The organism is Allochromatium humboldtianum (genome assembly GCF_013385175.1).
Classification (GTDB): domain Bacteria; phylum Pseudomonadota; class Gammaproteobacteria; order Chromatiales; family Chromatiaceae; genus Thermochromatium; species Thermochromatium humboldtianum.
Genome location: NZ_JABZEO010000005.1, coordinates 1 through 24,089, shown reverse-complemented (window position 1 = coordinate 24,089; position 24,089 = coordinate 1). Strand labels below are relative to the sequence as shown.

Genomic DNA, 24,089 nt, shown 5'->3' with positions numbered 1-24,089 from the left:
AAAGGGATCAAATAATGGAAGCAATTCGCACCATTCAAACCGTTGAAAACGGTCAGGTTTGTCTCGATTTGCCCGAGCAATTCTGGGGACAGGAAGTCGAGATCATCGTACTTCACGCACAGCCTGACATGTCAGAACAGGCGTCGACCCGAAAAAGTTTGCGCGGTTGCCTGAAACAGTATGCCAAGCCTGAATTGATGTCTCAGGAATCGAGCGCCTGGCTGTCGGCGGTGAGTGAACCGGATGAATCTCGTTGATGCCAATGTCGTGCTGCGCTATCTGTTGGATGACCATGTCGAGCTGTCCGCCAAGGCCCAAGAGATCCTTGAGCAGCAGGTCGTGACCCTGCCGATGGAAGTCGCCTGTGAGGTGGTGTACGTGTTGCAGAAGGTCTATGCGGTCGAGCGCGCGGAGATTCAGCACCAGCTTGAGCGGTTACTGGCTGAAACATCCGTCACGATGGAGAAACCGACGGTGTTCCTGAAAGCGCTGGAGATCTATCGCGACAGCACCCTCGACTTCGTGGACGCCTTGCTCCTGGCCTATCACCGTGTGGAACAGCAAACAGTCTTCACCTTCGACGGCAAGCTCAACAAAGCCCTGCAACGCATTGGCCATAGCAGCTAAACGTGCACCGTTGAGCCAAGTACGACAACGCCGGGGCGATCGCCGAACTCGGCTCCAACATCGAGCTGGAATTCCGAATCCTGGTCAGAAGCCGCCATCATCTCGCGCGCATCATGCGCCGGGTGCGGCTCATCCCGCTGGTCGATCGCATCACGCGCATCACACGATCCTGAGCGGTTCACCACAGCGTTTGGATGCCAAAGTCATCGAACGCGGGGTTGCGGGTGACGAGTGGCACCCCTTCCAGCGCGCTTTGTGCGGCGAGCATTCGATCGAACGGATCGCGATGTGCGTTTGGATAGCGTCCGGCCTTGAGCGCATGAAGGTAGCTGACGGGCAGATGCTCGAAGCCATCGGCGGCCACCAATTCGCCGAAGCGTGCGACGACTCCGGCCGCCTCGCCGAGCTTACCCAAACGATGCTTGGTGGCGATCTCCCAGGCGCTGGCGGCGCTGACCAGCACGTCGTTCATATCGTCGCCGATCGCCGCACGCGCGGCGGCGGACAGGCGTGGGTCGTCTGTGACCCACCAGAGAAAGGCGTGGGTATCGAGCAGGATTCTCATGCCCCCTGTTCCCAGGCGGCCAACTCCTCTTCGGTGAGTGGATCGAAGAAGGTCTCGCTCAAGCGCCCCTGGAGACGGCCGGGACGCCGCCGGCCGGTGGTCGGCGCCAGGGGCATCAGGCGTGCATAGGGCTTGCCGGCCTTGGCCAGGATGATCTCCTGTCCGGCATGGGCCTGCTCCAGCAGGCGGGAGAAATGGGTCTTGGCTTCATGGACGTTGACGGTCAGGCTCATCGCAGCCACTCCTGGTTGGTTGAGTCAATGGACTAAGTCTAGACAACTCGCGCAAGATGGACAATCAGCGCCGTCGATCGCATCACACGCCTCACGCGATTCCGAGCTTGGAACTCGGTCATATCGACGCCATTTAAACGCTTGAATCGCGTCCACGACCGCAACAATCTGGATCGAGAGGCTGCCCATGACCGAACTCACACTCGACGAACGCCTGCGGCTGACCCGTCGCACCATGCAGCTCCTGGAGGACTGGGGACTGGCTGCACGCGACATCGCCGGTCTCCTGCAACTGCCGGAGACGATCAAGGCACGCCACATCGGGCGCTTCCACGATCAGGACGTCTTTCCCGACGACCCGGCGGTCAACCGGCGTGTCGCCTATCTGAACCGCATCGAGCAGGCGCTCCACACCTATTTCCCGCGCAATCCCGAGATGCGCAAGCTCTGGGTGCGACGCGCCAACAAGCAGTTCGGACGCCGCGCACCGGTGGCAGTCATGATCGAGGACGGCGAGAGCGGGCTGATCTCGGTGCTGTCGCATCTGGACTGCACCTTCGCCTGGGATCTGACCGGCTCGCGCGCCGACTATCGGCGCGCTTCGTAGCCACTGATCGCCAACGATCGCGTTTCGGGATCGCGGTGCTTTTCGATTAAGATGTCCGCAGTCCAGCGTTCGGCAGTCAAGTTCAATGGAAAATCTTCGCGGTACGACAATCCTCTCGGTACGACGCGGCGACACGGTCGTGATCGGCGGCGACGGTCAGGTCTCGCTCGGCCCGACCGTCATGAAGGGCAATGCGCGCAAGGTGCGCCGGCTCTACAAGGGGCGGGTGCTGGCCGGCTTCGCCGGAGCCACCGCCGACGCCTTCACCCTGTTCGAGCGCTTCGAGGGCAAGCTCGAAAAGCATCAGGGCCATCTGACCCGCGCGGCGGTCGAGATGGCCAAGGACTGGCGCACCGATCGCATGTTGCGCCGGCTCGAAGCCCTGCTGTGCATCGCCGACTCCACCACCTCGCTCATCCTCTCCGGCACGGGCGACGTCATCGAACCCGAACAGGACATCATGGCCATCGGCTCGGGCGGTTCATTCGCACTCTCGGCCGCGCGCGCCCTGGTCGCGAACACCGAACTCCCGGCGCGCGAGATCGTCGAAAAGAGTCTCCACATCGCCGCCGACATCTGCGTCTACACCAACCACAATCTCGTCATCGAGGAATTGGACGCCAAGACGGATTGACCGGATCCGCTCCAGCCGTCGCCCAAATCCGTGTGTTCACACTGACGACAACCGACAATCCCCGGCCGGCCCAATCGACCAGCAGCTTCCATGTCTGAAATCACCCCCCAACGCATCGTCGCCGAACTCGACAAACACATCGTCGGCCAGAGTGACGCCAAGCGCGCCGTGGCCATCGCGCTGCGCAACCGCTGGCGCCGTGCTCAGATCGAAGAGCCGATGCGCTCCGAGATCACGCCTAAGAACATCCTCATGATCGGCCCGACCGGCGTGGGCAAAACCGAGATCGCCCGCCGTCTGGCCAAGCTCGCCAACGCGCCCTTCATCAAGGTCGAGGCGACCAAGTTCACCGAGGTCGGCTATGTCGGGCGCGAGGTCGATTCGATCATCCGCGATCTGGCCGACATCGGCGTGAAGATGGCGCGTGAGCAGGAGATGGCCAAGCTCGCCGATCTGGCCGAGGCGGCGGCCGAGGAGCGCATCCTCGACGTTCTGCTGCCGCCTCCGTCCGACTTCGAGGAAGACAGCCGCTCGACGGTCAGCTCGACCACGCGCGAGAAGCTGCGCGCCAAACTGCGTTCCGGCGACATGGACGATCGCGAGATCGAGATCCAGGTCTCGGCCGCGCCGCTCGGGGTCGAGATCATGGCCCCGCCCGGCATGGAAGAGATGTCGAACCAGCTCCAGGGGCTGTTCCAGAATCTCGGCCAGAGCCGCACCAAGCGGCGCAAGCTGCGCATCCGCGATGCACGCAAGCTGCTGAAGGACGAGGAAGCGGCCAAGCGCGTCAACGACGAAGAGATGAAGCTGCGCGCCCTGGAGAACGTCGAGCAGAACGGCATCGTCTTCATCGACGAGATCGACAAGGTCGCCAAGCGCGAAGGCACCACCGGGGCCGACGTCTCGCGTGAGGGCGTGCAACGCGATCTGCTGCCGCTGGTCGAGGGCAGTACCGTCTCGACCAAGCATGGCGCCGTGCGCACCGACCACATTCTCTTCATCGCCTCGGGCGCCTTCCATCTGTCCAAGCCGTCGGATCTGATCCCGGAGCTTCAGGGCCGACTGCCGATCCGGGTCGAACTCAAGGCCCTGAGCACGGATGATTTCGTGCGCATCCTCACCGAGCCGGACGCCTCGCTCACCGACCAGTACAAAGCCCTGCTGGCCACCGAAGGCGTGAACCTGGAGTTCACCGAAGACGGCATCCGCCGTATCGCCGAGATCGCCTGGCAGGTCAACGAGAAGACCGAGAACATCGGCGCGCGGCGTCTGCACACGGTCCTGGAGCGGCTGCTGGAGGATGTCTCCTACAACGCCACCGAACTCGACCGCGTGACCGTGACCATCAACGCCGCCTATGTCGACCAGAACATGGCCGATCTCGCCGCCGACGAGGATCTGTCGCGTTACATCCTGTAGTTTCAGACCACCGACCACGGATTCGAGACATCATGCCAGTACCCATCGAGTTGAATCTGCACCGCCAATCCCGCGTGCTCGAAGTCGCCTACGAGGACGGCACCCGCTTCAAGCTGCCCTGCGAATATCTGCGGGTCTATTCGCCCTCGGCCGAGGTTCAGGGCCACAATCCTGACGAGCGCGTGCTCCAGGTCGGCAAGGAAGATGTCGGCATCGACCGCATCGAACCGGTCGGCAACTATGCCGTCTGTCTGCACTTCGACGACGAGCACAACACCGGCCTCTATTCCTGGGACTATCTCTACCGTCTCGGCGCCGAGTACGAGCAGCGCTGGAACGCCTATCTCGACGAACTCAAGCAGGCCGGCCACACGCGCAAGGTGTTCCAGTCCTGATCGAGCCACGAGCGCGCCAATCACCCACGGCGTGCCGCGACGGTTTAAGATAGGCGCCCATCGCCGTGGGCGCGTGTCCGCGCCCATGAACCCCAATTCGTCACCGGGATACAGCATGTCCGATCAGAACACCACCCATTTCGGCTATAAGCAGGTGCCGGTCCAGGAGAAGGCCAAGCGCGTGCGCGAGGTCTTCGACTCGGTCGCCACGCGCTACGATTTGATGAAATAAGGGTCCAGGTTTGTTTTCGACGCCCTCGGGCGCTGACGCCGGCGCTCGTTAGACGATTGATTGTGGGCTGTTTTGGTGCCTGGAAAATAATTCCATCTCGACTTTGGCCATTTTTGGACTCTTATACCCTCCGTAGGGGTGGAAAATTAGAGGGGGTCTGGACGCACGAACGCCGGATTTTGACCCCTCGCTATTTTTCTTGCGTCTTGTAAGTTACTGATAAAAAAAGAGTTACTGGTCAGGGAAAATGACCAAAGTCGAGTCCATCCAGGCCCCTTTAATTGTTATATTTGGGGCCTGGCCTCGGTTCTGGGCGCGTTCCCTCCCTGGCGGATCGCTGTTAATGCTCACTCATTCACTTGGAGGCCCCGGATGAAAATCGACTGGACGGTTTGTGGCGCCGCCCTGCTGGTCCTGACGCTCACGGTTCTGCCGCGGGTCGAGGCCGGTGAGGTATTGCATGGCGTCAAGGCCCGCGGCCAAGTGCGCTGTGGAGTCAGCGAAGGCGTCCCGGGCTTCTCCGAGCGCGACGCCGGCGGACACTGGCGCGGGTTCAACGTGGACTTCTGTCGTGCGGTGGCGGCGGCAGTCCTGGAAGACCCGGACAAGATCGAACTCGTGCCAGTGCTCGCCCCGGCCCGCTTCCCGGCACTGCAAACGCGCCGAATCGACCTGTTGTTGAACAACACCACCTGGAACCTCACCCGCGAGGCAGTGTTGAGGGTTCGGTTTCCAGGGATCCTCTTCTACGACGGCCAGGGTTTCATGGTTCCGGCCGCCGCCCAGATCGCGACGCTCGCCGACCTCAATGGCGCGACCCTCTGCGTCAAGACGGGAACGACGAACCAGCGCAACCTGGAGACCTATTTCGAGGCGCAAGGCTGGTCCATGAAGCTGCTGGTGAGTGAGTCGGACAGCGAGGCGGCGCAGGCGTTCTTCGCCGGCCGCTGTCGCGCCTACACCGCGGACGCGGCCCTGTTGACCGCCCTGCGCCTGCAGGCGCCCGAAGACCCGCACGCCTTCGTGATCCTGCCCGAACGCATCTCCAAGGAGCCGCTCAGCCCCGCCGTTTGGGGCGGCGATCCGGAGTGGGCCACGGTGATCCGGTGGGTGCTGAACGTCCTGATCCTCGCGGAGGAAAACGGCGTCACTCGCGACAACGTCGATGCGGTCATCGCGGAGAACAAGAACCCCCTGGTGCGGCAGACCGCCGACGAGCACGAGGTCATCGCCCGCGCGCTGGGGATCGCGCCCCACTGGGTAACACGAGCGGTGAAGGCCGTTGGCAACTACGGCGAGATCTATGAGCGCAACGTCGGGCGCGACAGCCCGCTTAAGATCGAGCGCGGCCTCAACCGGCTCTGGAATCAGGGTGGACTCCACTACGCCCCCCCCATTGACTAAGGGACGCCCGGATGACCGACTTTCAGATTTATCTCACCATCGGCGTCTTTGCCGCCGTGATCCTCCTGATCGCGTTCGACCTGATCGATATGACGGTCGCCGCCCTGCTCGGGGTCAGCGTCCTGATCGCGTTCGGGATTCTCGACGGCAACGATCTGATGCCGATCATCCACACCGCCGGCGGGCCGCTCGCCCTGCTGTTCGGCGGCATGGTGGTAGCGCGGGTGCTCGATAAGACCGGGGTCTTCGCATGGCTCGGCGAGTACATGCTCCACGCCACCGGCGGCAGCGGCAAACGGTTGCTGCTGATCATCGTCGCGCTGTTGTTGCCGCTAAACGCCTTTCTGCCCAACGCCACCGTCGTCATCCTGGTCGCGCCGATCATCATCCGCGTTTGTCAGGTGCTCGGAGTGGATTTCGTCGGCCCCCTGATCATCGCTGCGATCGTGAGCAACGCGGCCGGCATGTTGACCTTGGTGAGCGACCCCGCGACCTTTTTGGTTGGCCGGGGGATCGGGTTGTCGTTCGTCGATTATTTGCGGATGGTCAGCCTGGGCGGTTTGCTGGCCGCGCTGGTCGTTGTGCCCTTTTTCCCGCGCCTGCTGCCAGAGATCTGGAAGGTGCGAGCGACCCTGCCGCCCAGAACGCACGTCGCCATCCAGCATCCCGCCTTCCTGGGGCTGGCGCTGGTGGTGGTATTGATCATGGTGGTCCTGTTCATCATCGGCGAGTCCCTGCCAACCCACATCGTGCCGCCGCAGGTCGCGATCATCGGGGCTTCGCTGGCGCTGCTCCTGGTCTACGGCGTGCGCATCGAGCCGGTCAGCGCGGTAATCCGCGACGTGGATTGGAAGACGCTGGTGTTTCTCGGCGCCATCTTCACCCTGGTCCAGGCCTTCATCAAGACCGATCTGCTGCAAGGCCTGTCGATTCAGTTCTACGACTGGTTCGGGAACGAGTTTACGGTGGTGGCGCTCGTGACCCTGGCCAGCATCGGCACGATTGGGTTCGTGGTCGCCAATATCCCGCTGGTCGCCGCCGCGCTGGTGATGATCCAAGGCTACCTGGTGGCGGCCCAAGCGGTACCGGAGATCGCGCTCGCCCCCGGTTTCACCGATTGGCCCAACGTCACCCTGCCGGTGTTCGTCGCCATGATGTTCGGCGGCACCCTCGGCGGCAACGCCACGCTGATCGGTGCCTCGGCCAATATCGTGGCGGTCGGAATCTGTGCTGCGCATGACCGGTGCGTGAGCTTCATGCAATTCCTGCGCATCGGGTTGCCGATTACGGTAGCGCAGTTGTCGGTCGGAGCGATCTATGTCTTGGTGCTGACCGAGACTCTGGGTCACTAGATAGTGTCGTCACAAGAAGCCTCTTCCCGGTACACTGTGCAGCATGATGACCACGACTTCAAACGCTCTGCACACGCATCGACGCCACGATCTATCCGACCAGACTTGGTTGTTACTGGAACCGCTGTTACCTGGACGCCGCGGTGTCTGGGGCGGGGTGGCTAGAGACAACCGCCTGTTTCTCAATGCGGTGTTCTGGATTCTGCGCACCGGCGCCCCGTGGCGCGATCTGCCCCCGGATTATGGGGACTGGAAAAACACCCACCGGCGCTTTTGCCGCTGGCGCGACAAGGGCGTGTGGGCGCAGCTACTTGAAGCCCTGGTCACCGAGCCGGACTTTGAGTGGCTGATGATCGATGCCACCCACATCAAGGTTCATCCTCACGCCGCCGGCGCCCGGGGTGGCAATCAGGCCATGGGTCTTACAAAAGGGGGCTGAACAGCAAGTTGCACCTCGCGGTGGACGCTCATGGGATGCCGGTGCGTCTGCGGCTCACCGCCGGCCCCACGGCCGACTGCACCCAGGCCGGCATCTTGATCGACGGCTTGAGCGCCGAGCATCTGCTGTGGCCGATCGTGGCTATGACAGCGACGCCATCGTCGAACAAGCCACGAACCAGGGCATGCAGGTCGTGATTCCGCCGCGCAAGAACCGCAAGATACCCCGTGCCTATGAGGCCGCACTCTACCGTCATCGGCATCTGGTCGAGGACGCCTTCGCCATCGCCAAACGCTTGTTGGGACTGGCTTATTTCTACGGCGGGGCACAAAACGCCGTGGAACTGCAACTGTGGGCCACCTGGATCCTGTACGCCGTGCTGGTCGATTTGACCGATGCCGTGGCCGAGGCGCTCCGACGCCCGTTCGCCGAGATCTCCATGGAAATGGTCTACCGCAGTCTGTACTTCGTCGTCGCTGCCCAGCACCAGGATCCCACGCTCGACCCCGTGCGCTACCTAGCCGAGCAAGCCAAGCCACTGGGCCTCATCAAACGTCCACGCAAGCCGCCCAAACAAAAGGCTCAGGCTCCACTGGATTCTGCTTGACATGACAACCGATCCCTTAACTTGTAACTGATGGCTTTACCCCGAAGCCTGCGTGGCCAGCAAGGCGGCTCCATGCACTTCGGGCGGGACGCGCCGCATCATGTTGCCGCTTGGCGGCTTGATGGGGGCAGCGCCGCGTTTCTCGCACTCGCGCAGATAGAAGTCGAAGGCGTTCTCGAAGTGTTGCGTCCATTGCCATCACGGATCCGTTCTTCCTTCATCGCGATTGAAGCAGAGTCCGGCGAAATCACCTAAGATAGGCTCCCATCGCACTGGGCGTTCGTCCGCGCCCATGAACCCCAATTCGTCACCGGGATACAGCATGTCCGATCAGAACACCACCCATTTCGGCTATAAGCAGGTGCCGGTCCAGGAGAAGGCCAAGCGCGTGCGCGAGGTCTTCGACTCGGTCGCCACGCGCTACGATGTAATGAACGATCTGATGTCGCTCGGTATCCACCGGCTCTGGAAGCGCCACGCCATTGAACTCTCGGGCGTGCGCCGGGGCCAGCAGGTGCTGGATCTGGCCTCGGGTACCGGCGATCTGGCCTACCGCTTCTCGGGTCTGGTCGGTCCCGACGGGCTGGTGGTGATGACTGACATCAACGCCGCCATGCTCGGCGAGGGCCGGACCCGGATGCTCGATCGCGGTCGGGTCGGCAATCTCCAGTACAGTCTGGTCAACGCCGAGCAGATCCCCTTCGAGAGCGATCTGTTCGACTGTGTCACCATCGGTTTCGGTCTGCGCAACGTCACCCACAAGCAGAACGCCATCGATGAGATGTTCCGCGTGCTCAAGCCGGGCGGACGGGCGCTGATCCTGGAGTTCTCGCATCCGACCACCAAGCCGCTGAGCAAGGTCTATGATGCCTACTCCTTCTCGGTGCTGCCGATGCTGGGCAAACTGGTGGCCAACGATTCCGAGAGCTACCGCTATCTGGCCGAGTCGATCCGCATGCATCCGGATCAGGAGACGCTGCGCTCGATGATGGAAGCCTCCGGCTTCGAGCGTTGCGAATACTTCAACCACACCGGCGGCATCGTCGCCATCCATCGCGGGTACAAGCTATGAGTTCGGGCGGCCTCCAGATCCCGGATGCGCTGCTCGCGGTCGTCGAGCAGGCGCTCAACCGCTATCTCGCGCTCGATCCCGAGGGCGCGGCAGCCTTCGATCCGCTCGAAGGACGCCTCATCGCCATCGAGGTCAAGGGCTTCGGTACGCGCATCACCGTCATTCCGGGCGCGCGCGGTCTGCAACTCTTCGGCGCCTATGGGGCCGAGCCGGACTGTCTGATCCAGGGCTCGCCGCTGGGTCTGGCGCGTCTGGGCATGGCCGAGCGCAAGGAGACCTCGCTCGTCTCCGGCGAGGTCGAGATCTCGGGCGACACCGCGCTCGCCCAGGACTTCAGCGCGGCGCTGGCGCGGCTGAACGTGGACTGGGAAGAGCAACTGGCGCGTGTCATCGGCGATCCCTTCGCACGTCAGGTCGGCAACCGGGTGCGTGACGCCGAGCGCTGGAGCCGGCGCACCTCGGCCTCGATGACGGCCAATCTCAGTGAATATCTGCAAGAGGAACGGCGTCTTCTGCCGACCCGTTATGAGGTCGAGGCGTTCCTGAATCAGGTCGACACCCTGCGCGACGACGTCGAACGTCTGGCCGCACGGATCGAGCGCCTCGCCAAACAGGCTCAGGAGACCGGCCTCCAGTCATGATGGGTCCACGTCAGGCACTGCGTCTGTTTCGCATCAATTGGGTTCTGCTCCGTCACGGTCTCGACGAAGTCATTCTCGCCACCCATCTGTTCCGGCCGCTACGCTGGATCAAGTATCTGCTGCCCTGGCACTGGGTCAAGCGCGACCTGCCGCCCTATCCGGCGCGCGTGCGGCTGGTGCTGGAGGATCTGGGGCCGATCTTCGTCAAGTTCGGGCAGATCCTTTCGACCCGGCGCGATCTGCTGCCGGACGATCTGGCGGTGGAACTGGCCAAGCTCCAGGATCGCGTCCCGCCCTTCGATGGGGCCGCCGCACGTGCCCTGATCGAAAAAGCCTGGGGGCGGCCGATCGAGGAGGTGCTCGATCAGTTCGACCCGGTCCCGCTGGCCTCGGCCTCCATCGCGCAGGTGCATACCGCCCGGCTCAAGGACGGCACCGAGGTGGTGGTCAAGGTGCTGCGTCCCGGCATCGAGCGCACCATCCGTCAGGATCTCAGCCTGATGTATGCCGTGGCGCATCTGGCCCACAAGTACTGGAAGGACGGGCGGCGACTGCGTCCGATCGAGGTGGTGCGCGAGTACGAGAAGACCATCTACGATGAGCTGGATCTCCAGCGCGAGGCGGCCAATGCTTCGCAGCTGCGCCGCAACTGGCTCGGCAGCGAGATGCTCTACATCCCCGAGGTCTACTGGGACTGGACCCGGCCCAATGTGATGGTGATGGAGCGCATCTATGGCACGCCGGTCGGCGAGGTCGAGCGGCTCAAGGCGCAGGGCGTGAGCATGAAGCAGCTCGGCGAGCGCGGGGTGGAGATCTTCTTCACCCAGGTGTTCCGCGACAACTTCTTCCACGCCGACATGCATCCGGGCAACATCTTCGTCGAGCCGTCCGGGCGCTATATCTCGATCGACTTCGGCATCGTCGGCACGCTCACGACCGAGGATCAGCGCTATCTGGCCGAGAACCTGCTCGCCTTCTTCGAGCGCGACTACCGGCGCGTGGCCGAGCTGCATGTCGAGTCCGGCTGGGTGCCGCCCGGAACCCGGGTCGATGAGTTCGAGGCGGCGATCCGCACCGTCAGCGAGCCGATCTTCGAGAAGCCCCTGGCCGAGATCTCGTTCGGGCACTTCCTGGTGCGGCTGTTCCAGACCGCGCGTCGGTTCGACATGGAGATCCAGCCGCAGCTCGTACTGCTGGAGAAGACCCTACTCAACATCGAGGGACTGGGGCGTCAGCTCTATCCCGAGTTGGATCTCTGGACCACGGCCAAGCCCTACATGGAACGCTGGATGAGGGATCAGGTCGGGCTGAAGGGGCTGTTCGACCGCACCAAGCGCAATCTCTACTCGGTCGCCGATCAGGCGCCCGAACTGCCGCTGATCGCCTATCGGATGCTCATGGCCTACGACCGACAGGTACGCAGTGCCAAGTTCGATCAGGCCAAGGTGCGCGAGGATCAGGCCACGGCCTCCGGAGCCATGCTCAAGTCCATCGGCGGCGCGACCTTGCTCATCTGCGCGACCCTGGTGCTGCTGCTCGGCCCAGGTCACTGGCTGCCCGAACAGGCGGCGGCCGGCTTGATCGCGGCGGCCTATCTGGCCGGGGCTTGGCTGTTCGTCTCGGCCGCACGGGCAGCGTGAAGCCGGCCGGCGACTGGTGGCTGTCGACGCTATATCCTCCATCGATCCTGACAATAGACAGGATCGACACGATTTTCGGGATTGACGGGATTAGAATTCCCGCAGGTGCATCGTCCTGCGTTCGCGTCGGTCGAGCCTGACCATTCGGACCCAAGGCACAACACACGAAGGCCATCATGTCCGCTGAAAACGTCTTCTTCACCCCGGTCAGCAAGATCTGCCAGACGGATGTCGTGACCTGCGCGCCGGATCTGTCGCTGATCGAGGTCGCCGAGCTGATGCGTGTGCGCAATATCTCCAGCGTCGTGGTGCGCGACGGCGAGGAACCGGTCGGCATCGTCACCGACCGCGATCTGCGCAACAAGGTGGTGGCCCCAGGGATCGACCCGCGCGAGCGCAGCGCGCGCGACATCATGAACAGCCCGCTCGTCACCATCCGCGAGAGCGACTATCTGTTCGAGGCGCTCTACCTGATGAGCCGGCGGCGCATCCATCGGCTGTGCGTGGTCGATGCCGAGGGCCGGCTACGCGGCATCGTCACCGACACAGATGCGCTGCGTCTGCACAGCCGCTCGCCCCAGCAGCTCATGAAGGAGATCGAGGAGGCCGAGACCCCAGAGGAACTCAAGACGCTGCGCGAGCGCATGGAACATCTGGTGCTCCATCTGCGCGGCACCGGCGTGGCGACCCGCGATCTGGTCCAGACCGTGGCCCTGCTCAACGACCGGCTGCTGATCCGGCTCATCGAACTGGTGCGCGCGGCGCGCTATCCGGATCTCACCGACCGCTTTGCTTTTCTGGTGCTCGGCAGCGAGGGGCGGCGCGAACAGACCCTGGCCACCGACCAGGACAACGCCATCGTCCATGCCGACGATCTGTCCGAAGACGAGCTGGAGCAACTGCGCGCCTTCAGCGTCGACCTGATCGACAATCTGATCGACATCGGCGTACCGGCCTGCTCAGGCGGCATCATGGCCAAGAACGCTGAGTGGCGACGCAGTGTGAGCGGCTGGAAACAGATGCTCGACAAATGGCTGCGCACCCCGACGCCCAGCAACATCCTTTCGGGCAGCATGTTCTTCGACCTGCGCACCCTCTATGGCGACGAGTCGTTCGAGCAGCAACTCAAGGCCGACATCATCGCCAAGCTGCGCGGCAACAATCTGTTCCTGGTCCACAGTGTCGCCAATGCCGTGGCCTTCCGGCCGCCGCTCGACTGGTTCGGGCGCGTCAAGACCGAGCGGCGCGGCCCGCATCGCGGCTGTATCGAGGTCAAGAAGGCGGGGGTTTTCGCCATCACCGAGGGCTTGAAGGCGATGGCGCTCCAGGCCGGCATCGGCGAGGGCCGCACCCATGATCGGGTGCGCGGACTCCAGCAGGCCGGCATCCTGGAGGCGCATCAGGCCGACAGCTTGCTGGCAGCCTTCGACTTCCTGATCGCGCTACGCCTCCGCGCCCAGTTGCTGACGCTCGAACGCGGCGAGCCGCTGACCAACTATCTGCCGCTCGACCATCTCAACCGCATCGAGGTCGGGCGTCTGAAGCTGGCGCTGGAAGAGGTCAAGCACTTCCAGGGCTTCCTGCGTCACCGCTTCCACCTGCATCAGGTCAGTCGTTGATTCTGAAGGTTTACCATCCACGCATGGCCCGATAACGCTCCAGCGCCTCGTCGGTCGGGCCGGCGAAGACCACACGGCCATGTTCCATCAGCAGCGACTTGGAGCACATGCTGCGCACCAGATCCTCCGAATGCGAAGACAGCACGATGATGGAGACGCGCTCGGTGAAGCGCTCCAGACGCTCACGCGCTTTGTGCAGAAAAGACGCATCACCGGCTCCGATGCCCTCGTCGAGCAGCAGGATGTCGGGCACCACCGACGTCGAGACGGCAAAGGCCAGCCGCATCTGCATGCCGGCCGAGTAGGTGCGGATCGGCAGATCGAGGAAGTCGCCCAATTCGGTGAACTCGGCGATCTCGTCCATCATGGCGTGGATCTTCTTGCGCGATAGCCCGAGGAAGAGTCCGCGCAGGACGATGTTCTCGTAGCCGGTGCTCTCCTGGTTCATCCCGAGCGCGATGTCGAACAGGGGTACGGTCGAACCCTGGACCTCCACCCGTCCGCTGTTCGGTTCATAGATCCCGCCGAGCACCCGCAGCAGCGTGGTCTTTCCGGCGCCGTTGTGACCGATGAGTCCGAGCCGGTCGCCGTCTTCGAGCGTGATGTTGATGTCCTGCAGCGCCTGCACCACCGAGATTCGCTGCGAGACCGTATCAGCGCGGATCTGGCCGCCGGTTGCGCTCTGGATCAGGCGGTTCTTGAGCGAGCGCGTCGAGGCGCTGTAGACGGGAAAGGAGACCGAGACGTTCTCCAGCGTGATCGAGGCCAAGATACTCTCCCTCAAACCCAGTAAGCGACGCGCCAGCGGTAGGCCGAATAGAAGAAGAGCGCCACCGCCCAGCCGATGATCGTGATGGCGATGACCGTCAGCCAGTTGCCGAGCACCGGTGGTTGACCGAGCAACGGGGCGCGCATGATCTCGACCAAGTGGTAGAAGGGGTTGAGATCGAGCCAGAGCGCGCGTCCCGGCAGCATGTCGGGTTTCCAGATGACCGGCGTGATGAAGAACAGCACCTGCACCACGCTGCCGATGATAAGTGGCACGTCGCGAAAGCGCGCGCTCAGCAGGCCGAGGAAGAGCGCCATCCACAAGCCATTCAAAAACAGCATCAGGAGCGCGACCGGCACCCACAGCAGATTCCAGTTGAGGTCCACCCCGAACCAGAGCGCAACGCCCAGAAAGACCCAGATGTTGTGAGCGAAGGCGATCAGGGTCGACCAGAGGCCGCGATAGGCATAGATCGACAGCGGCGCGTTGAGCTGGCGGATCATGCCCTCGGCGAGGATGAAGGACTGACAGCCGTCATTGACGAGGCTGGCGATCAGCCCCCAGATGACGAAGCCGGCGGCCAGGAAGGGCAGATAGTCGTGCAGATCCTGACCGAAGATCTGACCGTAGAGCAACCCGAGCGCCAATACCATGATCGCCATCGACAGCGTGATCCAGAACGGCCCCAGTTTGGAGCGTCGGTAGCGTTGGCGCACGTCCTGGAGACCGAGCGTCATCCAGAGCTCGCGCCGCTTCCAGCCGGTCCGGATATCGTGCAGGGCACGCTCGAACTGCTCGCGCTTGAGTCCATGCTGGAGCTGGATCAGCAGGGACGACTCGCCATGTTGGGTGTCGGTCGACATCGATACTCGAACTCTAAATCGAATGGTCTCGTTCGCAGCGCGTACTATAGCACGCGGGTTTCGCAACGAAGACTGCCTGCGGCACGGTCAGCGATACAGATCCAGCGGGAAATATTCGGTGATCAGGATCACCGGACGGTGGTCGATGGTGATGCGATAGGTGCGAAACACGGCCATCTCGCCGGCGGCCGTCCGATCCAACCCCACGTCCAGCACCTCGCGATAGCTCTCCAGTCCGCTGTCGCGGATCAGCACCCCGATACCGATCTCGCGATCGATGAGCCGCCGGCGGAAATCCGGCGGGATGAGCTGGGTGCGGATCAGTGAGAACGCCTCGGCGAAACGGCGTCCGCTGTCGGTGCCGCGCAGCTGGGCGTCGCGAATCAGGCAGGGGTCGCCTCGCTCGACTCCGAGCCAGGGCACGGGTTCCAGCGCGTCCTCGAAACGCTGCTCCAGAGTATCGACCACGACCGGCTCCCAGAAATAGGCCTCCAGGATCTTGGTGACTGTGCCGTCCGTCACCAGGAGCGTGCGCAGAAAAGGGGGCAACTGGCTCAGGGCGATCCGCTCGCCCGTCGAGTCGACGACCTCGCCGGCGCGTGCGAAACCATCACAGCGAAAGGGTGGTTCGCTTGGCACGGAGGGGCTACGCCCGTAGTAACGATGCATCAAATAGATTCCAAAAATACAACAGCGTTGGTTTAAGGCATCAAATCGACTGGGCACTGAGACGGTAGATGCCCGCCAGGGTGAGCGGATGCGGAGGAGTCTCGTGGATATCGATCGACGCGGCGGTTGCTCGCGGCGGCAGACTCCGCGAGAAAAGTCTTTTTTTACAATGCGCTGCAAGCATATCCAGAGCGTGTCAAGGGGCGTGTCCGATACGAATGGAAGCAGAGATCGGCAGGCCGTTGTAAAAAATCCGCCAATCGGTATGATTGTGGGCTTGATGTCTCACTGAATTTGCCCCAAGCTTTATGCCGGATACCGACTCCTGGTTGGGATTGCAGTCCGCACCAGGGAGCGCGGGACCAGAACGAGCACGTCAAATCCTACCCGGCTCATCACACCAACCCAACGTCATGCGTCGGGTGGTTGGGCGTGGCTCGGTAGACTTACGCACCATGTGTTAATCTGTAGGCCGCAAGGCCCAAAACTTCGGAGATCCATCATGACCAAGATCGTCAAGGCTGCTTCCATCTCTGTCGCCGCTCTGCTGCTGCTCGGCGGCTGCACCACCGACCAGACCGCTCGTGACATGGCTCAGCAGGCCATGGACACTGCCAACAGTGCCCAGGCGTGCTGCAACTCCAACACCGAGCGTCTGGACCGGATGTATCAGAAGATCATGGGCAAGTGATTCGCTTGACCTGATCCGCTCCGGTGTCCCACGACCTGTGGGACACCGGAGTCTTCCTCGACGGCCCGTTTCACGGCCTCCCAATCGATCGTTACCCCCTCCGCATTCGCCAACGACTCGGGAATCACCGAGCGATAAGATTGGCGGATACTCTTCTCTCCGGTCTGCACTTCCAGATAGAGTTCGTCACCCAGCCAGCCGTACTTGTAGGGCTGATCGATGATGGCCACGGGCGTCTTGAGGCCGGCCATTCCATAGAGTTCCTCGATGCTCTCCGGATACATCCGGATGCAGCCGCCGCTGACCTCCAGGCCCATGCCCCAGGGCTGGTTGGTGCCGTGGATCAGATAGTCCGGATTGCTCAGACGCATGGCATAGCGACCGAGCGGATTGTCCGGCCCCGGCGGCACCGTGGGCGGCAGGATGTGCCCCTTGGCGGCATGGTTGGCACGCACCTGAGGTCCGGGCGTCCAGGTCGGATCCTTACGTTTCTCGATGACGTCGAAGTTGCCCAGCGGCGTGGCCATGGCATCCTTGCCCACGGTGACGGCATAGACGCGCACCTCGTTGGGGCTGTCGGGCGGATAGTAGTAGAGCCGCTTCTCGGCGCGATTGACCACGATCCCCTGACGCGGCACGTTCGGCAGCACATAGAAGGCCGGCACCAGCACCTGGGTTCCCTCGCCCGGCACCCAGGTATCGACCTTGGGGTTGGCCTGACGCATGTCGTCATAGCCCAGATTGTTCTGGCGTGCGATGTCGAGCAGTGTATCCTTGGCGCGTGCCGTGAAATAGAAGGGCGTGCCCACGACCGAGTCGTTGGGGTTCTCCAGCCGGAAGGTCTCGGCCCAGGCGCCCTGGTGCGCGCCCCAGCCGAGCAGCGATGCGCAGAGCGCCGGCACGAGCCAGGCTCGGGGGCGTCCGCCAAGTTCAAGACCTGTCATAAATCTCTCTAGCTCCTGTTGCAAAGCGATGAAAAAAACATCCCGATCGTCGCACGTTCGCAATATCGGGGTTGCCGCTCATGTGGACGCGGGCAAGACGACGCTCACCGAGCGCATCCTGTTCTACACCGGCGCCTCGCACAAGATCGGCGAGGTGCATGATGGTGCGGCTCACATGGACTACCTGGCCGAGGAACAGCGCCACGGTATCACCATCACCGCTGCCGTCACCCAGGCCCACTGGCGCGAACATCTCATCCAGCTCATCGACACCCCTGGGCACGTCGACTTCTCGATCGAGGTCGAGCGGGCGCTACGAGTGCTCGATGGTTGTGTCATCGTGCTCGACGGTGTCCGGGGCGTCGAACCCCAGACCGAGACGGTGTGGCGTCAGCGCGCGCGCTTCAAGCTGCCGGCGCTGCTGTTCATCAACAAGCTGGATCGTCCGGGCGCGGATTTTGACCGTTGTCTGGCGTCCGTCAAGCAGCGCTTGCACGCCGAGCCGGCGCCGATCACGGTTCCGGCGCCCGAGGCCGGGGGCGTCCTGCATTTGATCGACCGAACGCTGATTCGTTTCATCGGCGAACAGGGCGAGCAGTTGGTCGTCGCCCCCTGTCCGCCCGAGCTCTGGGAGCGTCATCGCGAGCGGCGCGAGGCGCTGGCGCTGGCCGCCGCCGAGGTCGACGAGTCGCTGGCCGACCTGGTGCTCTCCGGCGGGGAGCCGTCGCCCGAGCAACTGCGCGCCGCCATCCGCGCCGGAACCCTGGCCGGGATGCTCTTTCCCTGCTACGGCGGCAGCGCGCTGCGCAATCTGGGCGTACAGCCGTTGCTCGATGGCGTGATCGATTTCCTGCCGGCCCCGCTCGACCGACCCGTCGCGCTCGCCGAGCGGCCAGACGGGACGCGCGAGGAAGTCATCATGTCCCCGGACGGCCCGCTCGCGGCGCTCGCCTTCAAGGTCCAGCTCTGGGACGGGCGCCGCCACGTCTTCGCCCGACTCTATCGCGGCCGACTCGCGCCGGGCGACGCGATCGAGTTCCTGACCGCCGACGGGCGTGTGCAGCGCGAACAGGTCGCGCGGCTGTTCGAGGTCGACGCCGGCAAGAAGACCAAGCGCGATCTGGCCGAGGCCGGGGACATCGTGCTCCTGGCCGGACTGCGCTTCGTCACTACGGGCGATACCCTCTGTGCGCCGGGTCAGGTACTGAGCCTGGAGCGCATCCAGGCCCACGACCCGGTGCTCGGTCTGGCCATCGAACCGGCGGCCGGCACCGAAGAGGACAAGCTCATCGAAGTGCTGGGCAAGGTCCAGCAGGAAGACCCCACACTGCGCGTCGAGGAAGACCCCGAGACCGGCCAGCGTCTGCTCAGAGGCATGGGCGAGCTGCACCTGCAGATCGTCATCGAGCGTCTGGAGCGCGAGTTCGGCGTCGGCGTGCGCGCCGGACGGCCGGCCGTGGCCACGCGCGAGACCATCACTCAGCCCGCCGGCGCCGAGGCGCTGTTCGCCCCGCCGCCCACGCCCGATCCGCGCCAGCCCGACCTGATGGCGCGCGCCATCGTCAGCGTCCGGCCACGCGAGCGCGGGCGCGGCAACCTGATCGAACTGGAGCCACGTCTGCGCCCCGAGGGCGCTCAGCTCGACGAGACGCACGTCCAGGCGATCCGTGAGTCGATCGATGCCGCTCTGGCCGGTGGACCGCTCCAGGGCGCTCAGGTGCTGGATCTGGCGGTCTGTGTCGAGGAGGTCGAACTATTCGGTGCCGGCTCGACGCCGACGGCCACGGCGGCGGCCGTCGGCAAGGCGCTGCGCAAGGCGCTGGAGAACGCGCGTCCGGCGCTCATGACCCCCGTCATGCGTCTGGAGGTGGTCGTCCCGGAGCCGAATCTGGGCGCCGTGCTCGGCGATCTCCAGGCGCGGCGCGCCCTGATCCAGGCCACCGAGATCCTGGACGATCTGGCCACCATCCGCGCCGAGGCCGCGCTGGAGCCGTTGCTCGGTTATGCGACCACCCTGCGCGGTCTGACTCAGGGACGCGGCCAGTTCAGCCTGGAGTTCGAGCGCTTCGATCTTTGAGCGCTTTCATCAGGACTCATCGGCGTTTGATAGAGGCGGCTTGCGCTACCGTCTTGGGCAGACAGGCTGAAGTTGCAATGACAATGACGTCGCGCGACTGCCGAGCTTGGACGAGGCTTCAGAACGGAATGTCGTCGTCGAAATCGGCCCCACCGCCGAAGCCGCCGCTGTCCTGATTGCTCGGACGGACCGTGTCTGGCGCTGTTGGGCGGCCACCGCCCGAACCGCTGCCACTGCTGCCGCGCGCAGACGGTGACGCATCGTCGAAAGGCACCGAGGAAGCGCCGCCCGACCGGCTGTCGAGCATCTGCATCGTGCCGCCCATATCGACGACGACCTCCGTGGTATAACGATCCTGGCCGTCCTGGGTCTGCCACTTGCGGGTGCGCAGCTTGCCCTCGACGTAGATCTTGGACCCCTTGTGCAGATACTGCTTGACGATCTCGGCGAGTTTGCCGAAGAACACGACGTTGTGCCACTCCGTGCGCTCCTGCTTCTCGCCGGTGTTGCGATCCTTCCAGCTCTCGCTGGTCGCGATCCGCACATTGGCCACCGCGTCGCCGCTCGGCATGTAGCGCACATCCGGATCGGCGCCTAGATTGCCGATCAGGATCACCTTATTGACACCTGCCATACCTTCCTCCTGCTCGATCTTTACACGCGAGCGATGGTTGTCTCGTCAAAATTCGAACAGCCGGCCGAAGCGTTTCGCTTCAGGCGCCGGCTGAAAACGTCTGCAATCTTGCCCAATCGGTCTGACGACTGTCCACCTTGAGATAGGCCACGCCCTCGTCGAGGGCGATCACGGCCTCCTTCACGCCGGGAACCTCCAGCAGCCGCCGTTCCAGGCCGGCGACATCGAGCGTGGCGCCCGAGGCGCCGAGTGCGATCACATGACGGCTCAGGTTCTCCGGGATCGGCAGGGTCCAGACCAGCCGCAGCCAGAGCAGGGCCGTCAGCATCCCGACCAGATAGACCGCCTCGCCTCCGAATTGCTCATGCGCCAGCCCGCCGAGCAGTCCGCCGAGAAAGGCGCCGACGAACTGCGAGCTGGAGAAGACGCCCATGGCCGTGCCCTTGGTCCCGGCAGGCGCGGCCTTGGAGACCAGCGAGGGCAACACCGCCTCCAGCAGGTTGAAGATGGTGAAGACCACGGCCAGCAGCACCCCGACCAGCCACAGCGTCTGGTTGAACAGATAGAAGCCCAGCATCGAGAGCGCGAGCACCGCCACCGAGCCGATGAGCACCGAGCGCACCCGACCGCGCCGCTCGGCGAGCACGATGAAGGGCACCATGGCCAGGATCGCCGTCAGCACCGCCGGCAGATAGAGCATCCAGTGCTCGGTCACGGGCAGTCCGGCCTCGCGCAGCGACAGCGGCAGCACCACGAACAGACTGACCATGGTCAGATGCAGCATGAAGATCGCCAGATCCAGCCGGATCAGGACCGGATCGCGCACCACGCCGGCGAGCTGATCGAGCACCGGCTGGGCATCGCGATGGACCGTCGAGCGCTCGGGATCGGGCACCACCTGGGCCAACAGCAGCATCCCGGCGAGCGCGAGCAGGGCCGTGAGCCAGAACAGGCCCGAGATCCCGATCAGCCCCGTGAGCGGCGGCCCGACCACCAGTGCGGCTGCAAAGGAGAGCGCGACACTGATGCCGATCGCCGCCATGCCCTTGGTGCGTACTTCATCGCGGGTGAGATCGGCGGTCAGGGCGATGATGGCGGCGGCGATCGCGCCGCTGCCCTGGAGTGCGCGTCCGATGATGACCCACTGGATGCTGTCGGCCAGGGCCGCGACCAGACTGCCGATCAGAAACAGCGCCAGCCCGCCATAGATCACCGGCTTGCGCCCGATGCGATCCGACAACAGCCCGAGCGGGATCTGGAACAGCGCCTGGGTCAATCCATAGGCGCCGATCGCCAGTCCGACCAGCAGCGGCGTGGCCCCCGGCAGGTCGTGAGCATAGAGCGCCAGCACCGGCAACACCATGAACAGCCCGAGCATCCGGGTCGAGAAGATGGCGGCCAGTCCGGCGGCGGCTCGGCGTTCCGAGGCCAGCATGGGCACGTTCGGGATCTCGGGGTGGGAGTGGTTCGATCGGTTCACGGGCCGGCCTATGTCTGTTGTCTGTGCGAGAACGAAGAGCCGAATCATAAACCGCCGTCGGCGTGAGCGGCAGGGTTTCGGCTCGGTCGGTTCAGAGTCGCCACAGAATCAGGCCCGGCGTCGACCGCGTGCCTGGGTAGACGACTTGCTTCATGCATCGGGTTCTGGGAAGCTGCCCCCCCTCAGTTGCCGAAACCGCCATCCAGTCAGCACGATAGTTATATTTTTTCATGGAAATCAAGGCTCTTAGTCGCGTTCGACCACAGTTTACAGCCGCTATGGACCGTCTGTGGCCTGATGCCTTGGCGCAAATCGCACTGTTCCCCGAGATGCGTTACATGGGATCGAAGCGCAGACTTCTGCCTTGGATCCATGAAGTTCTCGATACGCTCGACTTCGAGACGGCACTCGACCCCTTCAGCGGCAGCAACGCCGTTTCCTACCTAATGAAAGCGATGGATCGCCGCGTCATTTCCAGTGACTTTCTAAATCTTTCAGCCACGATCGGTAAAGCACTGATCGAGAACAACGCTGTCCATGTCGATGGATCGGCTATGAAAATATTGCTGGCTAAAGCCGCGCACACATCTTCTTTTATTGAGGATAATTTTTCTGGAATATTTTATACGCCGGAAGATTTGCGTTTTCTCGATCGCGTGTCATGCAATTTAAATCGACTCGACAACGCCTGCAGGCGATCACTGGCAATGACCGCCCTGATTCGCGCGTGCGTCAAGCGCCAGCCGCGAGGCGTCTTTACGATTTCGGGCGATCTTTCAAAATACGATGACGGACGGCGAGATCTGCAATTGTCGATCGAGGAGCATTTTTTTGAGCAGATCGATATTTTGAATCAAGCCGTTTTCTCAAATGGTCGTGCGAATCGCTCATGTTGTGAAGATGTCTTCAAAGTCGATCATGGCGGTGTGGATCTGGTTTATCTCGATCCGCCTTATGTTCCGCGCTCCGATGATAACTGTTATGTCAAGCGTTACCATTTTCTCGAAGGGTTGTCTTGTTATTGGCGCGGCCTTGATATCGATTACTCGACGAAAGTCAGAAAGATCGCAAAGCGTTTTACGCCCTTTAGCTACCGATCGCAAGCACGCGATGCTTTTGCAACGCTATTTCAGCGATTCGCCGGGCAAAAAATCGTTCTTTCGTATAGCTCCAACGGATATCCCGACCTCGATCAGTTGGTTGAGATTATGAGCGAGACCAAAAAAAACATTCGTGTTTTCAAAAAAGAGCACCGCTATCATTTCGGGACGCACAGTCGTGCAAAGCGGTCGGTCGTCGAAGAATATTTGATCGTGGGGCAATGATGCGGATCGTCAAGCAAGATTTCGATGGGATCATTGAACGGCTGTCTCCGCTCGATGCGAGCTGGATGGACGATACCGCCGAGGCAATCATGGCGCGGATTCGCGGCATTCAGGCGAAAACCGAATATACGCGCGAGGATATTGAAGATTTGATCCGCGCCGATTCAGGCGATGAATTTCAGGTTTCCTTGTTTTGTGTCGGTCTGTTTTTGGGGTTCTCGAAAGACAAGCTCGCTTTCGAGTTAAAAGATCGACTGGGTTCGGGCGGAACCGGCATCAAGCGTTATCAACAAGATACCGCAACTTATCTGGATGTCCTTGAAGAGCTTGGTTTGCTGGAGGCGATGACGGCGACGGTCAATGTTAAGCCGGTTTGGAGCGACCTGTTGCTAGAACGTCTGCGCTCGGGGCGCGGTAGCGCGATTCAAGGCCAGCAGCGCGGCAGGAACCTTGAAGATTTTGCCGAAGAAACCATCAAAGAGGTGTTCGGCTCCCTGTATGAGCCGCGCTGTACGTTTCAGGGCGTGAATGGTCTGGCCAAATGCGATTTCGCGATCCCTTGCAAGCAGGATCCATATATTCTGGTCGAGGCCAAGGGATATGGAGCAACCGGCTCCAAGATGAGCGACATCATCGGCGATCTCGATGCGATCATCCGCGTCAAGCGACATGATGCCAGTTTGCTCTTCATTACTGATGGAGTGACCTGGAAAGAGAGAGCGAACGATTTGAGAAAAATCGTCCAGCGGCAAAATGACGGACGAATCACGCGGATCTATACGAAACAGATGAAAGATCAATTCCGTGCCGATCTGGAAACGCTGAAATCCGAATACGGCATTTAGAGTCAACACTCTGCATTCAAATATCCTGCATGTGATCTGCTTTTTGATTGGCCGCTCAGCGCCAAGCCTTCGCAGCCGGCCACGTCCGCCCTGGGTGTAGGCCGCGCCCTGAAGGGAATCTGCTGTGTTCACGCAATCTTCACAACGCCGTGCTTCACTCACCGGCTTCAGTCGCCCGGACATGGTGTGCTGGGCTGAACCAACCATGCCCCGTTGTTCCCTGGGAGGCGCATATTACGGGATTCCCCCAGGCACCTGAGCGAAGCTCCCGAGTCGGTTTGATGACGAGCGAAACATGGTTCTGCC

The 24,089-nt window shown here is 62.6% G+C and carries 25 protein-coding genes and 2 pseudogenes; 18 read left to right on the top strand and 9 right to left on the bottom strand.

All coding sequences use genetic code 11. The annotated features are described in order from the left end of the window. Positions 1 to 14 precede the first annotated feature (14 nt). Together HW932_RS08680 and HW932_RS08675 are read left to right on the top strand one after the other, a co-directional pair. Complete coding sequence (locus tag HW932_RS08680; protein WP_176976100.1) at positions 15 to 257, top strand: hypothetical protein; 243 nt, start codon at positions 15 to 17, stop codon at positions 255 to 257. Next, on the top strand, positions 244 to 627 hold the full coding sequence (locus HW932_RS08675) for a type II toxin-antitoxin system VapC family toxin (protein WP_176976099.1): 384 nt from the start codon (positions 244 to 246) through the stop codon (positions 625 to 627). The genes HW932_RS08680 and HW932_RS08675 overlap by 14 nt, the downstream gene beginning before the upstream one ends. A 178-nt stretch (positions 628 to 805) precedes the next feature. Here the strand turns inward: HW932_RS08675 and HW932_RS08670 are convergent, their stop codons facing one another. Both HW932_RS08670 and HW932_RS08665 read right to left on the bottom strand, forming a co-directional pair. Then, complete coding sequence (locus HW932_RS08670) at positions 806 to 1,192, bottom strand: type II toxin-antitoxin system VapC family toxin (protein ID WP_176976098.1); 387 nt, start codon at positions 1,190 to 1,192, stop codon at positions 806 to 808. After that, on the bottom strand, positions 1,189 to 1,425 hold the full coding sequence (locus HW932_RS08665; RefSeq protein WP_176976097.1) for a type II toxin-antitoxin system Phd/YefM family antitoxin: 237 nt from the start codon (positions 1,423 to 1,425) through the stop codon (positions 1,189 to 1,191). The genes HW932_RS08670 and HW932_RS08665 overlap by 4 nt, the downstream gene beginning before the upstream one ends. Before the next feature lie 187 nt (positions 1,426 to 1,612). On the opposite strand from HW932_RS08665, the gene HW932_RS08660 reads away from it, so the two are divergent. The 8 genes and pseudogenes from HW932_RS08660 to HW932_RS08625 all read left to right on the top strand — a co-directional run. After that, positions 1,613 to 2,032, top strand: a complete 420-nt coding sequence (locus HW932_RS08660; protein ID WP_012972146.1) for a hypothetical protein — start codon at positions 1,613 to 1,615, stop codon at positions 2,030 to 2,032. Between the two features lie 85 nt (positions 2,033 to 2,117). Continuing rightward, on the top strand, positions 2,118 to 2,666 hold the full coding sequence (hslV, locus tag HW932_RS08655) for an ATP-dependent protease subunit HslV (protein WP_012972145.1): 549 nt from the start codon (positions 2,118 to 2,120) through the stop codon (positions 2,664 to 2,666). A 90-nt stretch (positions 2,667 to 2,756) separates the two neighbouring features. Then, entirely contained in the window at positions 2,757 to 4,085 is a 1,329-nt protein-coding gene (gene hslU, locus HW932_RS08650) for an ATP-dependent protease ATPase subunit HslU (protein ID WP_176976096.1), read from the top strand. A gap of 32 nt (positions 4,086 to 4,117) precedes the next feature. After that, entirely contained in the window at positions 4,118 to 4,480 is a 363-nt protein-coding gene (locus HW932_RS08645) for a gamma-butyrobetaine hydroxylase family protein (RefSeq protein ID WP_176976095.1), read from the top strand. Between the two features lie 115 nt (positions 4,481 to 4,595). After that, a pseudogene (gene ubiE, locus HW932_RS08640) lies at positions 4,596 to 4,706 on the top strand (bifunctional demethylmenaquinone methyltransferase/2-methoxy-6-polyprenyl-1,4-benzoquinol methylase UbiE); the annotation flags it as partial. A 378-nt stretch (positions 4,707 to 5,084) separates the two neighbouring features. Continuing rightward, a complete protein-coding gene (locus HW932_RS08635; protein WP_176976094.1) occupies positions 5,085 to 6,116 on the top strand; it encodes an amino acid ABC transporter substrate-binding protein in 1,032 nt (343 codons plus the stop codon). Between the two features lie 11 nt (positions 6,117 to 6,127). After that, positions 6,128 to 7,468, top strand: a complete 1,341-nt coding sequence (locus HW932_RS08630; protein ID WP_176976093.1) for an ArsB/NhaD family transporter — start codon at positions 6,128 to 6,130, stop codon at positions 7,466 to 7,468. Positions 7,469 to 7,514: 46 nt separating this feature from the next. After that, positions 7,515 to 8,271, top strand: a pseudogene (locus HW932_RS08625) (IS5 family transposase); the annotation flags it as partial. Positions 8,272 to 8,550: 279 nt separating this feature from the next. Here HW932_RS08625 and HW932_RS08620 read toward each other — a convergent pair. Continuing rightward, a complete protein-coding gene (locus HW932_RS08620; protein WP_343047197.1) occupies positions 8,551 to 8,637 on the bottom strand; it encodes a hypothetical protein in 87 nt (28 codons plus the stop codon). 199 nt (positions 8,638 to 8,836) lie between these two features. Here HW932_RS08620 and ubiE (HW932_RS08615) point away from each other — a divergent pair, with 199 nt between their 5' ends. From ubiE (HW932_RS08615) to HW932_RS08600, 4 genes are all read left to right on the top strand, one after another. Next, the gene (gene ubiE, locus HW932_RS08615; RefSeq protein WP_176976092.1) at positions 8,837 to 9,586 is read left to right on the top strand and encodes a bifunctional demethylmenaquinone methyltransferase/2-methoxy-6-polyprenyl-1,4-benzoquinol methylase UbiE; all 750 of its coding nucleotides are present in this window, start codon (positions 8,837 to 8,839) and stop codon (positions 9,584 to 9,586) included. After that, positions 9,583 to 10,227, top strand: coding sequence for a ubiquinone biosynthesis accessory factor UbiJ (locus tag HW932_RS08610; RefSeq protein WP_176976091.1), 645 nt, complete (start codon positions 9,583 to 9,585; stop codon positions 10,225 to 10,227). The genes ubiE (HW932_RS08615) and HW932_RS08610 overlap by 4 nt, the downstream gene beginning before the upstream one ends. Then, a complete protein-coding gene (ubiB, locus tag HW932_RS08605; RefSeq protein WP_176976090.1) occupies positions 10,224 to 11,867 on the top strand; it encodes a ubiquinone biosynthesis regulatory protein kinase UbiB in 1,644 nt (547 codons plus the stop codon). The genes HW932_RS08610 and ubiB overlap by 4 nt, the downstream gene beginning before the upstream one ends. Before the next feature lie 176 nt (positions 11,868 to 12,043). Continuing rightward, the gene (locus HW932_RS08600) at positions 12,044 to 13,486 is read left to right on the top strand and encodes a putative nucleotidyltransferase substrate binding domain-containing protein (RefSeq protein ID WP_176976089.1); all 1,443 of its coding nucleotides are present in this window, start codon (positions 12,044 to 12,046) and stop codon (positions 13,484 to 13,486) included. A gap of 10 nt (positions 13,487 to 13,496) precedes the next feature. Here the strand turns inward: HW932_RS08600 and HW932_RS08595 are convergent, their stop codons facing one another. The 3 genes from HW932_RS08595 to HW932_RS08585 form a co-directional block, all read right to left on the bottom strand. Beyond that, positions 13,497 to 14,255: an ABC transporter ATP-binding protein gene (locus HW932_RS08595; RefSeq protein ID WP_222932291.1), complete on the bottom strand. Its 759-nt coding sequence runs from the start codon at positions 14,253 to 14,255 to the stop codon at positions 13,497 to 13,499. An 11-nt stretch (positions 14,256 to 14,266) separates the two neighbouring features. Beyond that, positions 14,267 to 15,118, bottom strand: a complete 852-nt coding sequence (locus HW932_RS08590; protein ID WP_176976088.1) for an ABC transporter permease — start codon at positions 15,116 to 15,118, stop codon at positions 14,267 to 14,269. A gap of 87 nt (positions 15,119 to 15,205) precedes the next feature. Beyond that, positions 15,206 to 15,787: a chorismate--pyruvate lyase family protein gene (locus tag HW932_RS08585; protein WP_176976087.1), complete on the bottom strand. Its 582-nt coding sequence runs from the start codon at positions 15,785 to 15,787 to the stop codon at positions 15,206 to 15,208. Positions 15,788 to 16,289: 502 nt separating this feature from the next. Between HW932_RS08585 and HW932_RS08580 the strand changes: the two genes are divergently transcribed. Beyond that, positions 16,290 to 16,478: an alanine-zipper protein gene (locus HW932_RS08580; protein WP_012972135.1), complete on the top strand. Its 189-nt coding sequence runs from the start codon at positions 16,290 to 16,292 to the stop codon at positions 16,476 to 16,478. Here HW932_RS08580 and HW932_RS08575 read toward each other — a convergent pair. After that, on the bottom strand, positions 16,457 to 17,422 hold the full coding sequence (locus HW932_RS08575) for a L,D-transpeptidase family protein (RefSeq protein ID WP_176976086.1): 966 nt from the start codon (positions 17,420 to 17,422) through the stop codon (positions 16,457 to 16,459). The genes HW932_RS08580 and HW932_RS08575 overlap by 22 nt on opposite strands. A gap of 28 nt (positions 17,423 to 17,450) precedes the next feature. On the opposite strand from HW932_RS08575, the gene HW932_RS08570 reads away from it, so the two are divergent. After that, positions 17,451 to 19,499 (top strand): elongation factor G, encoded by a 2,049-nt coding sequence (locus HW932_RS08570; RefSeq protein ID WP_176976085.1) that lies wholly within the window; start codon positions 17,451 to 17,453, stop codon positions 19,497 to 19,499. A gap of 118 nt (positions 19,500 to 19,617) precedes the next feature. Here the strand turns inward: HW932_RS08570 and ssb are convergent, their stop codons facing one another. Then, positions 19,618 to 20,133 carry a single-stranded DNA-binding protein gene (gene ssb / locus HW932_RS08565; RefSeq protein ID WP_176976084.1) on the bottom strand — a complete coding sequence of 172 codons (516 nt, stop codon included), beginning with the start codon at positions 20,131 to 20,133 and terminating at the stop codon, positions 19,618 to 19,620. Positions 20,134 to 20,212: 79 nt separating this feature from the next. Continuing rightward, positions 20,213 to 21,568, bottom strand: coding sequence for an MFS transporter (locus tag HW932_RS08560; RefSeq protein WP_176976356.1), 1,356 nt, complete (start codon positions 21,566 to 21,568; stop codon positions 20,213 to 20,215). Positions 21,569 to 21,843: 275 nt separating this feature from the next. Here HW932_RS08560 and HW932_RS08555 point away from each other — a divergent pair, with 275 nt between their 5' ends. Further along, the gene (locus HW932_RS08555) at positions 21,844 to 22,938 is read left to right on the top strand and encodes a DNA adenine methylase (RefSeq protein WP_222932290.1); all 1,095 of its coding nucleotides are present in this window, start codon (positions 21,844 to 21,846) and stop codon (positions 22,936 to 22,938) included. Then, positions 22,935 to 23,783, top strand: a complete 849-nt coding sequence (locus HW932_RS08550; RefSeq protein WP_222932289.1) for a DpnII family type II restriction endonuclease — start codon at positions 22,935 to 22,937, stop codon at positions 23,781 to 23,783. Before HW932_RS08555 ends, HW932_RS08550 begins: the two co-directional genes overlap by 4 nt. The last annotated feature ends 306 nt before the right edge of the window (positions 23,784 to 24,089 follow it).